Origin of the sequence: Robiginitalea sediminis, assembly GCF_002198115.1 — a bacterium.
Classification (GTDB): Bacteria; Bacteroidota; Bacteroidia; order Flavobacteriales; family Flavobacteriaceae; genus Robiginitalea; species Robiginitalea sediminis.
The window spans coordinates 91579-105753 of record NZ_NGNR01000003.1 but is presented as its reverse complement, the minus strand read 5'-3'; the positions used below and the strand labels follow the sequence as shown (position 1 = coordinate 105753).

General features: G+C 55.9%; 12 protein-coding genes. 5 read left to right on the top strand and 7 right to left on the bottom strand.

Going from position 1 to position 14175, the window contains the following annotated elements; all coding sequences use genetic code 11:
• Window positions 1-65 precede the first annotated feature (65 nt).
• From CA832_RS10240 to rlmB, 4 genes are all read left to right on the top strand, one after another.
• Window positions 66-3464, top strand: a complete 3399-nt coding sequence (locus CA832_RS10240) for a VCBS repeat-containing protein (RefSeq protein ID WP_158211917.1) — start codon at window positions 66-68, stop codon at window positions 3462-3464.
• Window positions 3465-3494: 30 nt separating this feature from the next.
• A complete protein-coding gene (locus tag CA832_RS10235; RefSeq protein WP_088341528.1) occupies window positions 3495-4238 on the top strand; it encodes a hypothetical protein in 744 nt (247 codons plus the stop codon).
• Window positions 4239-4311: 73 nt separating this feature from the next.
• Complete coding sequence (locus CA832_RS10230) at window positions 4312-5664, top strand: aryl-sulfate sulfotransferase (protein WP_088341527.1); 1353 nt, start codon at window positions 4312-4314, stop codon at window positions 5662-5664.
• 56 nt (window positions 5665-5720) lie between these two features.
• Window positions 5721-6458 (top strand): 23S rRNA (guanosine(2251)-2'-O)-methyltransferase RlmB, encoded by a 738-nt coding sequence (gene rlmB, locus CA832_RS10225; RefSeq protein WP_088341526.1) that lies wholly within the window; start codon window positions 5721-5723, stop codon window positions 6456-6458.
• Here rlmB and CA832_RS10220 read toward each other — a convergent pair.
• On the bottom strand, window positions 6452-7192 hold the full coding sequence (locus CA832_RS10220) for a rhomboid family intramembrane serine protease (protein ID WP_088341525.1): 741 nt from the start codon (window positions 7190-7192) through the stop codon (window positions 6452-6454). The two genes, rlmB and CA832_RS10220, sit on opposite strands and share 7 nt — an antisense overlap.
• Before the next feature lie 93 nt (window positions 7193-7285).
• Between CA832_RS10220 and CA832_RS10215 the strand changes: the two genes are divergently transcribed.
• Window positions 7286-8563 carry a replication-associated recombination protein A gene (locus tag CA832_RS10215; RefSeq protein ID WP_088341524.1) on the top strand — a complete coding sequence of 426 codons (1278 nt, stop codon included), beginning with the start codon at window positions 7286-7288 and terminating at the stop codon, window positions 8561-8563.
• Here CA832_RS10215 and CA832_RS10210 read toward each other — a convergent pair.
• From CA832_RS10210 to radC, 6 genes are all read right to left on the bottom strand, one after another.
• A complete protein-coding gene (locus CA832_RS10210; protein WP_088341523.1) occupies window positions 8560-9372 on the bottom strand; it encodes a hypothetical protein in 813 nt (270 codons plus the stop codon). The genes CA832_RS10215 and CA832_RS10210 overlap by 4 nt on opposite strands.
• Window positions 9373-9384: 12 nt before the next feature.
• On the bottom strand, window positions 9385-10830 hold the full coding sequence (locus tag CA832_RS10205; protein ID WP_088341522.1) for a DUF5723 family protein: 1446 nt from the start codon (window positions 10828-10830) through the stop codon (window positions 9385-9387).
• Entirely contained in the window at window positions 10827-11375 is a 549-nt protein-coding gene (locus tag CA832_RS10200; RefSeq protein ID WP_088341521.1) for a hypothetical protein, read from the bottom strand. Before CA832_RS10200 ends, CA832_RS10205 begins: the two co-directional genes overlap by 4 nt.
• A gap of 71 nt (window positions 11376-11446) precedes the next feature.
• Window positions 11447-12136, bottom strand: a complete 690-nt coding sequence (locus tag CA832_RS10195) for a YjjG family noncanonical pyrimidine nucleotidase (protein WP_088341520.1) — start codon at window positions 12134-12136, stop codon at window positions 11447-11449.
• A complete protein-coding gene (locus tag CA832_RS10190) occupies window positions 12129-13430 on the bottom strand; it encodes a polysaccharide deacetylase family protein (protein ID WP_233131785.1) in 1302 nt (433 codons plus the stop codon). Before CA832_RS10190 ends, CA832_RS10195 begins: the two co-directional genes overlap by 8 nt.
• Before the next feature lie 2 nt (window positions 13431-13432).
• Window positions 13433-14131 carry a RadC family protein gene (gene radC / locus CA832_RS10185; protein ID WP_088341519.1) on the bottom strand — a complete coding sequence of 233 codons (699 nt, stop codon included), beginning with the start codon at window positions 14129-14131 and terminating at the stop codon, window positions 13433-13435.
• Window positions 14132-14175 lie beyond the last annotated feature (44 nt).

Here is a 14175-nt window from a genome sequence, read left to right as displayed (position 1 = left end):
CCTGCCGGGTTTCCACCCCTCTGATCAAATGATTACCTTTGGGCGTTGATTAAATGCCCAGAACCATGGAGTTTTTACAGTCCATATCCCCCATAACTATAAAGCGCGTAATCCCGTTTCTAAAGGGACTAACCCTTCTCCTTATCTCATGGGGCTGTAATCCAGGATCCTCCGATCAGGATCCCGAATCCACTACCCCTAACCAGGTCGCCCCGGTATTTGAACGGGTAGATCCCGCAACAAGTGGGGTTACCTTCGAAAACCGAATTACCGAGAACGTCGCCACCCTGGAAAACCTGTTCAATTATGATTACTTCTACAATGGAGCTGGTGTAGGCATGGCCGACCTGAACAACGACGGACTCCTGGACCTGTTTTTCTGCGGAAACCAACAGCCCAACCGCTTGTACCTGAACAAAGGCGATATGGTCTTTGAGGATATTTCAGAAGCCGCAGGTATCAACCATGGGAAACAGTGGTCTAACGGCGTCACTTTTGCCGATGTGAATGCCGATGGATGGCTGGATATCTACGTCTCCCAGGGTGGTCCTAACCAGCGCCTGCAACGCAAAAACCTGCTATTCCTGAACGGAAAAGACGGCACCTTTACCGAAGCCGCGGAGGCCCTAGGCCTTGCCGATATGGGTATCAGCACCCAGTCTGCCTTCCTGGACTACGACGGGGACGGGGACCTGGACTGTATCGTGATGAATGAGAACGAATACTACGGGGTAGATCCCTTCCAATTGAAAGAACTCATCCGGCGCAATCCGGAGGCCCCTTACTTCAACAGTTCACACCTCTACCGCAACGACGGGGGTACTTTTACCGATGTTACCCGGGAAGCCAGCATTGAGCGCCCCATCTTCGGTCTGGGCCTCCTGGTGAGCGATATCAACCGGGACGGCCTTACAGATATTTATATCGCGAGTGATTATTACCTCCCGGATGCCCTGTTCATCAACCAGGGTGACGGCACATTTAAGGACGAAGTCCAGGCCTATACCCAACAAATTTCGTATTACGGGATGGGGATCGACATGGCCGACATCAACAACGATGCACTGCAGGACATCTTCGTCCTGGACATGGCCTCCAGCGACCATTACAGGTCCAAAACCCTGATGGCTTCCATGGACACCCAGCGCTTCGACTACCTGGTGAACCAGTCCGGGTACCACTACCAGTACATGTACAACTCCCTCCAATTAAACCAGGGGGGCAACCACTACAGCAATATCGCCCAATTCACAGGCGCGGCCAGTACAGATTGGAGCTGGTCCGTACTGATGGCCGACTACGACCTGGACGCGGACAAGGATATCTACGTGACCAACGGTTACCGCCGCTACGCCCTGGACAATGACCTGCAACAGCGCGTGTTTGCGGCCCGGAAACAATATGGCGACAATGTCCCCCTCCAGGTGAAACAGGAACTGTATAACAGCATGCCTTCCGAAAAACTGCCCAACCTGCTGTTCGAAAACCAGGGAGACCTCTCCTTCCCGGAAAACGGCGCCGAATGGGGACTGGGAGACCTGACCTTCAGCAACGGGGCAGCCCTTGGGGATCTGGACAACGACGGCGACCCGGACCTGGTGGTGAACAATATGGACGAAACGGCATTCATCTATAGAAATACCGCCCGGGAACAAAACCTGGGGAACTACCTCAAAGTACTGGCAAAGGGAGTTCATTCAGAAGCCTTCCCCAGTATAACCATTTACCACAACGGGACCCAACAGCTTATTGAGCCCAGAAGGGTCAGGGGGTACCGTTCCTCCCATGAGCCCGCCGCACATTTCGGACTGGGTGCAGATACCCAGGTAGACAGCCTCCGCGCCGAATGGCCGGATGGCAAAGTAACCTTCCTGACAGGAATCGCAGCCAACCAGACCCTGACCCTGGAGGCCTCCCAGGCTGTAGCGGCTGGAACGCCATCCGAATCCGAACCCCTGTTCGAAGCCCATAATCCGGTGGCCTATGGCCTGGATATGGCACACCAGGAAAACCCCTACGACGACTTTGCCACGGAAATACTACTCCCGTACAAGCAATCGAACTTCGGGCCTTATATGGCCTCGGGAGACGTTAACGGAGACCAGAAGGACGACATTTACTTCGGAGGCGCATCCGGACAGGCCGGGAGCCTGTATCTCAGTACCACATCCGGTTTCCGCAAAGCAAATGTTCCTGCCTTTGATTCCGACCTTACCTTCGAAGACATGGAATCGGTTTTCTTCGACCTGGACTCCGACGGAGACCTGGACCTGTACGTGGTAAGTGGCGGCAATGAATTTGCTTCCGGTTCATCGCTTTACAAGGACCGCATTTACCTGAATGACGGCAGCGGCCGTTTTACCCGGGATACCCGGGAAGGGCACCAGCTGGGCAGCCAGAGCGGGAAAGCCGTTGCTGCACTGGATTACGACCAGGACGGGGATACGGACCTGGTGGTGGGCAACCGGATCCTGGCGCGGAACTACCCCAGGCATGCCCCTTCCCTCCTTTTGGAAAACCGGGATGGCATCCTGGTGGATGTCACCCGGGAAAAGCTCCCGGCCTTTGCAGATTTCGGGATTGTCAATGCCCTGCTGCCCACCGATTTTGACGGAGACGGGAAAACGGACCTGATCGCAGCAGGGGAATGGACCTCGGTTGGCTTATTCCGAAACACCGGTGGGGGTTTTGAAGCCCTGGATGCAGGACAGGCCGGAATCCCGGATAAGGGATGGTGGTTTTCGGTGACCCAAACCGATGCCAATGGGGATGGCAGGCCGGATTACATCTTGGGCAATGTAGGGCGGAACATCAAATTTTCGGCCAGCCCGGAGAAACCCTTCAAGGTTTTTGCCACGGATTTCGATGAGAATGGCACCCACGATATCGTCCTGAGCAAGAAATACCAGGGCGAATACGTGCCGGTGCGCGGACGGGAATGCTCTTCCCAGCAGATGCCCTTTATTGCAGATAAATTCCCTACGTACAGCGAATTTGCCAGCGCTTCCCTCCAGGAAGTATACGGGGATGCCCTGGCCAATAGCTATGAGCGGGAAGCCACAGGCTTTGCCTCTGTTTTGCTGCTCAACCAGGGTAATGGCCGGTTCAGCAGATTGGAACTCCCCGCTGAGGCACAATTGATACCGGTCATGGCTGTTGTCCCCCAGGATGTTAACCAGGACGGTCTGGAAGACCTCATCCTGGGCGGAAACATTTACGAAACGGAAGTGGAGACCCCGCGCCTTGATGCCCTTTCCGGGCTGGTCCTGCTCAGCCGGGGAGACGGACGCTATACCCCCCTTACACAGGACAAAACCGGATTGTATATGCGGGGGAATGTGAAATCTATCCTGCCGCTCCGCATGGGCGGGGATACCTGGCTGCTCACGGGCCGCAACAACGACTCCCCCCTGTTGTGGAAGTTCCGGCCTCTTAGGTCGAATTTAACACCTGCTTTACCCTAATTATTGTATTTTTGGGCCAAAATTGAAACTATGACCACACGAATTCTTACGCTTGCCTCCCTTGTACTGACCACATCCACCGCCGTAGCCCAGTTTTCCGGACAGGTTGCCACCAATATGTCGGCCGGTGGGGCCGCGCAAGGCGCTACAGCCGGTGCCATTTCCACCCTACTGGGGCCGGTAAGTGATGCCAATTCCAAACGCCAGATCAACTGGGAGGAATTCCAGGGATCTCCCTATACCAGCAACAATTTCCTGCCCACCCAGCTGCTGTACAAAAATGAAGATATGGGCACCGTATTCTACCGGTACAATGCCCTGAACGAAGAAATCGAGGTGAAGGAATCCCTCCTGCAGGAAGGTATCCGCGCCCTGGGCCGCGATAAGAACATCGCCATCCTGAACGACGGGAACCCCATGAGCTTCAAGACCTTTATCGACAAGAACAACAATACGCTTAACGGGTACCTGACCACCCTGGTACAGGGAGGAAAATTTACCCTCTACAAGCGTATCCGCGTGAAATACACCGAAGGGGCCCCGGCAGCCAACTCCTTTGTTAAAGCCACCCCCAGCCGTTTTGCGCAGTTCGAGGAATACTACATCCAGGAAGAAGGCGTAAACCGCATAGACGAGCTGAACCAGCGCAAAGGCCAGATTTATAAGCTGGACGCTGCCCGCAAGGATGAGATCAAGGCCTATATGAAGGAAAACAACCTGGACGTTAATGACCAGGCCGACCTGGTGCAGATCGTCCAGTTCCTGAACAGCTAATAAGGGTACCTCCTTCCGGAATTCCCGAGAATATCTGGTCCTCTAAACACTGCACTACAAAATCTCCAACGCTATGAAGAAGTCCCTGCAGGTATGGTTTCTCCTGGCCGGGTTGGTACTGCTTACCCCGGCCTGTTCCGAAGACAGTTTGGAAGACCCGGTTCCTGAGCTTCCCGCCCCGGACGGCGATGGGGACGAGGACGATGGCGACACCCCCCCGGATTTCACCCCGGTGGGAACCGTGGAGGTTTTTAATGCCAGTCTTTTAGACGATAACTACATCCTGGTGAATGATGCGGCAGCCAACCGTGTCTTCCTCATGGACCAACAGGCCCGCCTGTTGTACGAATGGGAACTTACCAACAATATCGGCAATGACGTATTCCTCCTTCCGGATGGCCGCTTGCTGGCATCCCTGGAATCGGATACACCCCAGGTACCTTTCGGCGGAAAGGGTGGCCGGCTGCAATTCGTAGCCCCGGACGGAACGGTCGAGTGGGATTTTGTTTACTCCACCGAGGCTGCCGAAACCCACCACGATGCCGAACTGTTGCCCAACGGTAACATTATAGCCCTCGTTTGGGGAAAACGTTCGGCAGAGGAAGCACTGGCGGCAGGTAGTTCTGCGGGGATGGCGGTCTACCCGGAATCGGTCATAGAAGTAGACCCCGAAACCAGTACTATCGTGTGGGAATGGCATTCCTGGGACCACCTTATCCAGGATTTCGATCCGGAAAAAGCAAATTATGGCGTTGTGGCAGACCACCCGGAACGCATCAACCTGAATTATGTGGTTGAGGCAGAGTCCTGGGAACAGGCCAATGGGGATATCATGCACGCCAATGCCATTGCCTACGATGCGGCTAACGATGCCGTTTTTATCAGTGTGAATTTCTTTTCCGAGGTCTGGGTCATAGACCACAGCACAACCACCGAAGAAGCTGGAGGAAGCACGGGTGGCAATTACGGCAAAGGAGGCGACCTGATCTACCGCTTTGGCAACCCGGCTGCATACGATAACCCCGTCGGGGAGCGGCTATTCTACAACAACCACTACCCCAACCTGTTAAGCGGGGAAGACCAGGGTAAAATGTTGATTTTTTCCAATGGCAACGGCCTGGGGCAGTCTACGGTTTATGAGTTGGAGCTCCCACAAAGCTATTCCCTGCAGGCCAATGCAGACAATGAACCGGAAGTGGTATGGGAATTTACAGACCCCGACCTGTTTTCCGGCAAGGTTTCCGGCGCTGTACCCCTGCCCAATGGGAACATCCTGATCACCGAAGGGGATTTCGGGTATTGGGAAGTGACCCGCGAGAAAGAAGTGGTCTGGAAATTCAATGCCCAGGGCTTCTTCTGGAGGGGGTACCACTACGCCAAGGATGCCCCTGAAATCCAAACCCTGGGGATCAATCCTTCGCTTTAGCAGCCAGAAGCGCTAACTACCTGCGCCGGCGGGGGTTTTTAGACTACCTTTGCCCCATGCAAGAAACCGAATATATCTACGGCATCCGGGCCGTCCTGGAGGCCATCCGTGCCGGGGAGGTCCCGGAGCGCATTTACATGCAGCACGGGCTAAAAGGCACGCTTTTCCGCGAGTTGGAACAGGAGGCGCGCAAACACCGCTTCAACATACAAATGGTGCCCCGGGAACGCCTCAACCGATTCCCCAATGAAAACCATCAGGGGGTAGTGGCCACCGTTTCACCGATTCGGTACCAGGACTACCGGGAACTCATAGAAACGATTGGGCAGCGCACGGAAAACCCGGTTTTCCTCCTCCTTGACGGGGTATCGGATGTCCGGAACCTGGGAGCCATCATCCGCACGGCTGCCTGTGCCGGGGTAGATGCCCTCATCCTGCCGGCCAGCGGCAGCGCCCCCATAAATGCAGATACGGTCAAAACCTCGGCCGGCGGGGTTTTCCACCTCCCGATAGGCCGTACCCCCCACCTGAAAGATGCCGTTTACTACCTGCAGGCCGTGGGCATCCCGGTGCTGGCTGCCACCGAAAAAGCAAAAGATTCCGTGTACGAAAGCGACCTGACCGGGCCCTTTGCCCTGCTTATGGGCTCCGAAGGAAAAGGCATCTCCCCTGCCATTCTCAAGATGACCGACCGCCAGCTCCGCCTTCCTATGAAAGGGGAAATCGCATCCCTGAATGTATCGGTAGCCTGTGGGGTAATCCTCTATGAGATGGTCCGCCAGCGCGGTTACTGAGACTCCCGGGGCTTCTCGCGGTAATGGTAGCGAACCTGTATGCCTTCGCCTTCCCTTTCCCCGGTTTCCGGATCTTCAATGAAATTCCCATCCTTGTCGAAATGCCGCATAAAGGGATCCTCATCTTCCCGGTACTCCGGGTGCTCCCAGGCATATTTGGGGCGGGCCGGAAGGGGGGACCTCAGGGTTACCGCCAGCAGGAACCCCGCAATGGCACCACCCAGGTGGCCTTCCCAGGAAATCCCGTCCTTGATGGGAAAAACATACCAGAGCATCCCTCCATAGAGGAAGACTACTGCCAGCGAAAGGGCTATAAGCCGGTAATGCCTGGAGAACACCCCTTTGAAAAAGATAAACCCGGCCAGCATGTAAATCACCCCGCTGGCCCCGATATGGTTGGAGGGGCGCCCTATGAGCCAGGTGATGGCCCCGGTAATGAGCAACCCCAGCAATAGTGTTTTCCAGGCGATTTTCCGGTAAAAATAAAACAGGGCCGCACTGAGGATGACCAGGGGGATGGAGTTGTGGTAGAGGTGATTGAGGGACCCGTGCACCATGGGGCCGAAAAGGATGCCGCGCAACCCCCGCAGGGTTCGCGGGAATACCCCGTAATGGTTCAGGTTTACCCCAAGGCGAACCTCCGCCAGGTACACCGTCCATATAAGCAACAACAAGGACAGAGGTACTACCAGAACGGCATAGGTAAACCGGAAAGGATCGTGCGTCTGCTTCATAATACCAAGGTAGTATTTAAAACGCTTTCCCGCCGGGTCGTATTGCCTGGCAGATGCATCTGGCCTTCCCCTGAATTGTAGTATTTTTAACCTATGAACCAACCCCTCGCAGAACGGGTACGCCCCCAATCCCTGGAAGACTATATCAGCCAGCAACACCTGGTGGGACCCGAAGGTGCCCTTACCCGGCAGATCCGAAGCGGCCACATCCCCTCTATGATATTCTGGGGGCCTCCAGGGACGGGCAAAACCACCCTGGCGCAGATTATCGCGGGGGAGAGCGAGCGTCCCTTCTATACCCTTTCTGCCATCAACAGCGGGGTAAAAGATGTGCGGGAGGTCATCGACAAAGCCAAACAAAGCGGGGGGTTGTTTACCACCAAGAACCCCATCCTGTTTATAGACGAAATCCACCGCTTCAGCAAAAGTCAGCAGGATTCCCTCCTGGGGGCTGTGGAAAAAGGGTGGATTACCCTTATCGGGGCCACCACGGAGAACCCCAGTTTTGAGGTAATCCCGGCCCTTTTGTCCCGCTGCCAGGTATACACCCTTAACCCTTTTGGGAAGGAAGACCTGGAACGGCTGCTGGCACGTGCTATAGGTAAAGATGCCCAGGTGGCCGCCAGGAAGGTAGACCTTCAGCAGACCTCCGCCCTGCTCCGGTTATCCGGGGGGGATGCCCGCAAATTGCTGAACATCTTCGAACTGGTGGTGGAAGCCTCGGATGCCGACCCGGTTGTCATAACAGATCAGCGCGTGATGGAGCTGGTTCAGCAAAGCCCTGCCCGCTACGACAAAACCGGAGAACAGCATTACGACATCATCTCGGCCTTTATCAAATCCATCCGGGGCAGTGACCCCAATGCAGCGGTTTACTGGCTTGCCCGCATGATAGAAGGGGGGGAAGATGTCAAGTTCATTGCGCGGCGCATGCTTATACTTGCCTCCGAGGATATCGGCCTGGCCAACCCGACCGCCCTGGTCATGGCCAATACCACCTTTCAGGCCGTACAGGTCATCGGGCACCCGGAATCGCGGATTATCCTGAGCCAATGCGCCCTTTATCTGGCTACATCCCCCAAAAGCAATAGCAGTTATACGGCCATAAATGCGGCCCAAATGGCTGTACGGGAACACGGGGACCTATCGGTACCCCTGCCCTTGCGCAATGCCCCTACAAAACTCATGAAAGACCTCGGGTACGGACAGCAGTACGCCTATGCACACGACGGCCCAGGCAATTTCGCAGCCATGGAATTCCTTCCGGAAGAACTTTCCGGAGCTTCCTTCTACCGAAGTGGGGAGAATAGCAGGGAGCAACAAATAAAGGCCTTCCTGCAGGCCCGTTGGAAAGGGAAATACGACCTCTAGAACTTGATATTCAAGGTTTTGCGAACCATCTCGCCTGCCTCGAAGTACTCGTGTACCCACTGGTCTCCTTCCCGGTACACCGTCCCGGCAGAGGCCCCATCCTTAACAGCCATATAGACATCCTTGTCCCGGGCCGAGGCCATCAGCAGCATATGGACTCTGGGGGTACGGTCAACCAGCTGGTACCCGCCTTCAATGGCCTGGGCGTAGAGCAGGTCCGGGTCATTCCCGGCCTTGTCTTTTAGCACCGGGAGTTCCGCAGCAGCATTCTCAGCTGCGGGGGCCGGCTCTGAAACCACTGTTTCCACCGTCTCCTTAACGGACGCTGCGCTCGGATTGGGAGACGCTTCGGCTACTTGTGACTCTGGTGCCGCCTCAGTGGGTGGATCGTACCGGTAGTTGAGCCCGGCAAAGGCCAGGGTGGCCTGCTCTATGGCTTCGCGGTATGCTTCCTTGAAGTCCTTTTCCTTGCTCCTGCCCTCCTCGGATTCCATAAGGACCTGCCCTTCGCAATCGACCACCTGGAGATACAGGCGGGTGGCTAAAAGCCCGGATTTATCTTTCATTTTCACATAGGCAGCACGGCAGGGATGCTCCATAAGCTCCCTGGGTTTGGCATTATCATAAATAACCGGTAGTCCGTACTGCTCCAGGTAGAATTTTACCGTGGTACTGGTCTGGTGTTGGTTCATCTGCTTGAAATCTTCGAATTGCAGGGGAACCACCACGTATTTATAGGCATTGAGTTGGGCGTGCAGGCCCAGGGGGAGGAATAGTAGGGGGAAAACCCAAAGCAGGATCCGTTTCATGACAGCGCTAAATCAGTTGCTGCCCGAAGATAGAATATTTAGGCCGAACTGGAAAGACGCCGTGTGTGAGTCGGCTATGTTGCGGTACCCCAGCAGGTTGTTCCCCATCAGGTAGAGCTGGACCGGGCCGGCCCGGAATTGCAGCCCCAGCCCCAGGTTAGTAAGGCTGTACTTGTCTGCGGTGTAGGTGGCCTTCATTGCCAGCCACCGCCCAACCATTCGCATGTAGAACCCGGTAAGGGCAGCCTGGGGGCCCCGGGGCCGGTTAATGGCAAAGACCTGCGCCCCAAGGGCATTGCGGTAACTTAGTGCAGCAGCGGTACTTCCGGGGGTAATGTCGCAATCGCAGGGCTCCCCGGGCCGGTTGCTGACCGGTTCCCCAAAGTTGTACCGCACCGAACCGTATAACTTAGTGGGCCGGAAACTGAGGTACGTCTTGTTGTTATCCTCGAAGGGTACCAGGGCCTCCACCTCATCCACGAGGTCTTGCCAGAAATCCCGATTGGGGTCGGCCAGCGCTTCGGGGAGGATGATCTCCACCCCTTCTACGGTGGCGCGCCCGTCCAGGGTAAAGGTCTTCGGGTCCGTGCTGTGCAGCATAAAACCCACATCGAGCAAACTCCCGGTAACCACCCACTGATCCGTAAGTTCGTAGGTAAAGCCCGCATCGAATCCCAGGCCGAGGTCCCCTCCCAGGAAAGCCCGTCCGAGGAACGTGGCGGGCAGTTCCCCGGGGTCGCCGTCGGCGGCCTGCCTTAGGGCCTCCAGCCCGGAAGACTGGAACTGCATCTGGGCCGATAAGGTATGTGCCAGCAGGTTGTTTTGGCCGGTATTGGTCACAAAAAAACCGGAATTCCGGGCGCTGTTCACATGGGCAATCCCGGAAAACAGTTTAGCCCTCCCTCCCAGGGTTAGCCTGCGGGAGACCTGCCGGCTGACGCCAAAATGAAAGACCTGGAAAAGTTCTCCCCTGGTCTTGAGGTGGCCGAGGTTAAAGCGCCTGCCCAGTTGGTTGGCATTCCCGTACCAGGCCAATTGCGCCAGGTCCCCGGGCCAGTAGGAAATAAAGTTGGCATCCATATAAATGCCAAAGGAGTAGAAGTTTTCCGGATGGTACTTCCCGCGAAACCCGCCGCTTAGGACCTCCATGCGCACGCTCGCCGTAAACTCGTCCCGGATGGACAACCCGTCTACAGCCCGCTCCCGTACCTTGTCATTGATGTCCAGGCCGTCATCCGCAAAAATATCGTGAACCGTTATCCCGCTGCTGCCAGCCTGGAGGGACAGGCCCGAGAGCACGGGCACCCCGGCATACCAATTGAAGTCTGTTCGGGCACCGGGGTTGAGCAGCAGTGCCTGGGGGATTTCCGTGAAGTCGTACAACAACTCCATGTTCTGGGCCTGTAACGGCCCAAGGCCCAGAAGACCCACCCAGCATGCCCATAGAACGCGTTTCATTTGAGTCGGATGCGGAATTGTGCGCTCGATTGCAGGGTAATCATGGGGTTGGGCAAAGTCGAAACGCTGGAATTGTCCCCGAGGTTTTCGGCGCTTACACGGATAGAAGAGGTATTGCGGATGATGTCAATACTCCGGCCCCCTGGCCCATAGGCGATTTCCCTCACCAGGACGGCTGTGGGCGCCGGGCCAATAGTAAAGGTTTCGGCGTCCAGGGTATTGCCCGCCTCGTCCAGGAACTCTACGGTAAGCTCCAGGGGTTTGCTGGTCGTGTTTTCGACGCGGTAGCGGACACTCCCGTCTACCAGGCGTTCGGATACAAATGCTTCGGCAAAGGCGTCGAAATTAAACGTCTGCTGGACGAAATTCAGGCCGGAAACCTGATTAATGATCCGTTCCGGGGCTTCGATATACAGAAGGCTGGCTTCTACCGTAGGGATTACGGCAAGGTCATCATACTGGCCAAAATCCTGCTTTTCGGAACAGGATACCAGCAGCAGGCAAGCCAGGACGGGAACCAGGGCGGTGCAAAGGGCTCTTTTCATCTCGATACAACACCGAAGCGGCTGAAAGTTAACCGGCTGCGGTTTTGGTTATACGTTCCCTAGTAATAACTCTACAAATACGTTTTTATTTCACGCAGGTGGTAGATCACCGGGCAGTGATCGTGGTGGGGGTCGCCATGTACATTGAGGTGCAGGGCCTGCATGCCTACAGCCTTCGCTCCGAGGATATCGGCCTCCAGGCTGTCCCCAACCATGACGGCAGCGGTAGCTGTGGTCCCGGCAAGGTCCAGGGCGAGCTCAAAGATACGCCGGTCCGGTTTCTTAACCCCCGCCCGTTCCGAGTGTACCACCTGCCCGAAAAAGGTGTCGAGCCCGCAATTGCGGAGCTTGCGCAACTGCACCTGCTCAAAGCCGTTGGTAATGATATGCAGGCGGTAATGCGCGCCCAGGTATTGCAGCGTTTCACGCGCATCGGGGAGCAGGTGGGTGTGGGAGGAAAGCAGTTCGATGTAGCGTTCGGAAAGGGTGTGGATCAGGGCGTCGTTCGCAGGGTAATCCAACCGGGTAAAGACTGTTTTCAGGCGCTGGTATCGCAGGTCCTCTGCACTGATACGGCCTTCCCGGTACATTTTCCAGAAAGCAAGGTTCTGCGGGATATACTCCTTGAGGAATATCTCCAATGGCAGGCGGACCCCTTCTTCTGCAAAAATCCGGGCGTAGGTAAGGGCAGAATTGCGCTCGAAATCCCAGAGGGTGTGGTCCAGGTCGAAAAAGATATCGGTTACCGGGTGTTTAAGCATGGTACTTCTTCAATACGCTGGCATAGAGCTCCATCCAGGCCTCCCCTTGTTGGCCACCCAGCAGTTCGTTGGAAAAAATACAGACCAACTGGCCGTGGACATTTTTAACATCTGAGTAGAGCTGGTCCAGGGCCTCCTGCCGGGCCTGGTCGGAACCCATGCCCAATAGGGCGTAGTCATGGATGGCAAAGGGAACCAACCGGATGGGTTGCTGGGACTCCAGGGCGATGTCATAAAAGTAAAACGGGGTGCAGGTACTGGCGCGGAAGCCCAGGTCATAGCTGTACCCCATGGTATAATCCTCGGTAAATTCCGCTTCGACCAGATCGCGGTAAGTTTGGGGGATTTCCACCCGGTTGTACCGGAGCCTCGAATACTTCACGGGCCGGTTCAGCACCTCGGAAAGGCGGCGCTTTTCTTCCTTCATTACCCGGACATCGCGGGCAGCGGTGTACGACAGCGAAAGGGAGACAATGGAATAGTCGGCTACGGATTTGATCAGGTACCGGAAGGTATTGTTGTTGGTAGATACGTTTTTGTCGTAGGTGGAGTATTCGGCAAACTGGAAAAAATACATGGCCTCCACCGGGTATTTCTTATGCAGGGCAATAAGGCGGTCGTAGTTGTCATACGGATCGGTAGACGGTTTAAACCAAACCCGGATGCGCTCCCATACCCTTTTTAAACGGAAACGCGAAAGATCGAAGAGCAGGCCGCCTGCACCGCGAAAGACCCCCCTTAAGGCATAGCAGTGGGAGGTGGTCACATCAATTAAGGGCGTAAATCGGTATGCCCTGTGGGCTGGCTGCAAATCCGGGAAACGCTCCTGCAGGGCTCCCAGCAACTTCTGGGCCCAAAGGTCTACCAATGGCCTGGAGAGAAAACCGTGGGTATGAGCCAGGCTTTCCCCCGGGGGGTACCGGCCATGCATGTCCTTTACATGCGGCAGGTACTCCTCGTACCGGCTGATCAGGTAAAAGGAAGCTGCAAAAATATCGAATGGGATATTGCTGCGTTCCCCGGCCCTGAAAAAGCAGGGCAGGTCATCCCAATGGCCCATAGCGATCTCCACCTCCCCCACCCCCTGCTCGAACAGGAGTTCATGGCTCCTCACAAAAAACTCGTTTTGAAGGGGCTGGCGGGAGTAGGTCATCTTGGGGCCCTTATGGGCTATAAAATCCTCCACCTTGGTGGTAAACCGGACCTCCACGCCCAGGATACGCGTAAAAACCTGGCGCATGATATAGGTAAACCTGGGGCTTACCTGGTGAGTAAAAATGAGCAGTACTTCCAAAGTCAGATCATTTGTTCATCGGCGAAACTGAAATACTCAGAACCGCTGCATATTAGGTGGTCCAGGACCCTGATATCCATGGTTGCGGCCGCCTTGGCCACCTTCCGCGTAAGGCTCAGGTCTGCCTTGCTTGGCCGGAGCTTCCCGCTGGGGTGGTTGTGGGCCAGGATCAGGGCCACGGCCCCCAGTTCCAGCGCCTTCTTCAGGATAAGCCTGACGTCTACCAGAGTACCCGTTATCCCGCCCTTGCTATGCTGCCAGTAGTACAAAACCCGGTTGGCATTATTCAGGTACAGGACCCAGAATTCCTCATGGGGTAACCAGCAGAGAAAGGGCCGGAGCACCTGAAAGGCATCGGCACTTTCCCGGATGGGGCCCTTTTGTTCCTCCGGCTCCAGGACAAGCCTCCTGCCTATCTCCAGGGCCGCGCTGATGCAAACGGCCCGGGCCGGCCCTACGCCCCGGAACTGCTGCAACCCTTCAGGAGAAAAGGAAGCCAGGGAACGGAAATGCCCCCCGGATGCCTGGAGTATCCTCCCGGCCAGGGCCAGGGCATTATCCCCGGCAGCCCCGGACCCGAGTATTATAGCGAGCAATTCCCGATCTGTAAGTGCCTGCGGGCCAATCCGCAATAAGCGTTCGCGCGGGCGGTCTGCAGGTGCTCCTTCCGGGCTTTGACGATTCTCCAAGGTGCTTCCCATATCAAAAATAGAGAACAATTTGAAACTGCAATCCGAAAGCGGGA

What these genes read in the sequence shown, in the direction of transcription:
- CA832_RS10210 (WP_088341523.1), bottom strand. Translation starts at nt 9,372, where the DNA reads ATGAAACGGATCCTGCTTTGGGTTTTCCCCCTACTATTCCTCCCCCTG.
- CA832_RS10240 (WP_158211917.1), top strand. Translation starts at nt 66, where the DNA reads ATGGAGTTTTTACAGTCCATATCCCCCATAACTATAAAGCGCGTAATC.
- radC (WP_088341519.1), bottom strand. Translation starts at nt 14,131, where the DNA reads ATGGGAAGCACCTTGGAGAATCGTCAAAGCCCGGAAGGAGCACCTGCA.
- CA832_RS10195 (WP_088341520.1), bottom strand. Translation starts at nt 12,136, where the DNA reads ATGCTTAAACACCCGGTAACCGATATCTTTTTCGACCTGGACCACACC.
- CA832_RS10215 (WP_088341524.1), top strand. Translation starts at nt 7,286, where the DNA reads ATGAACCAACCCCTCGCAGAACGGGTACGCCCCCAATCCCTGGAAGAC.
- CA832_RS10205 (WP_088341522.1), bottom strand. Translation starts at nt 10,830, where the DNA reads ATGAAACGCGTTCTATGGGCATGCTGGGTGGGTCTTCTGGGCCTTGGG.
- CA832_RS10200 (WP_088341521.1), bottom strand. Translation starts at nt 11,375, where the DNA reads ATGAAAAGAGCCCTTTGCACCGCCCTGGTTCCCGTCCTGGCTTGCCTG.
- CA832_RS10230 (WP_088341527.1), top strand. Translation starts at nt 4,312, where the DNA reads ATGAAGAAGTCCCTGCAGGTATGGTTTCTCCTGGCCGGGTTGGTACTG.
- CA832_RS10235 (WP_088341528.1), top strand. Translation starts at nt 3,495, where the DNA reads ATGACCACACGAATTCTTACGCTTGCCTCCCTTGTACTGACCACATCC.
- CA832_RS10220 (WP_088341525.1), bottom strand. Translation starts at nt 7,192, where the DNA reads ATGAAGCAGACGCACGATCCTTTCCGGTTTACCTATGCCGTTCTGGTA.
- rlmB (WP_088341526.1), top strand. Translation starts at nt 5,721, where the DNA reads ATGCAAGAAACCGAATATATCTACGGCATCCGGGCCGTCCTGGAGGCC.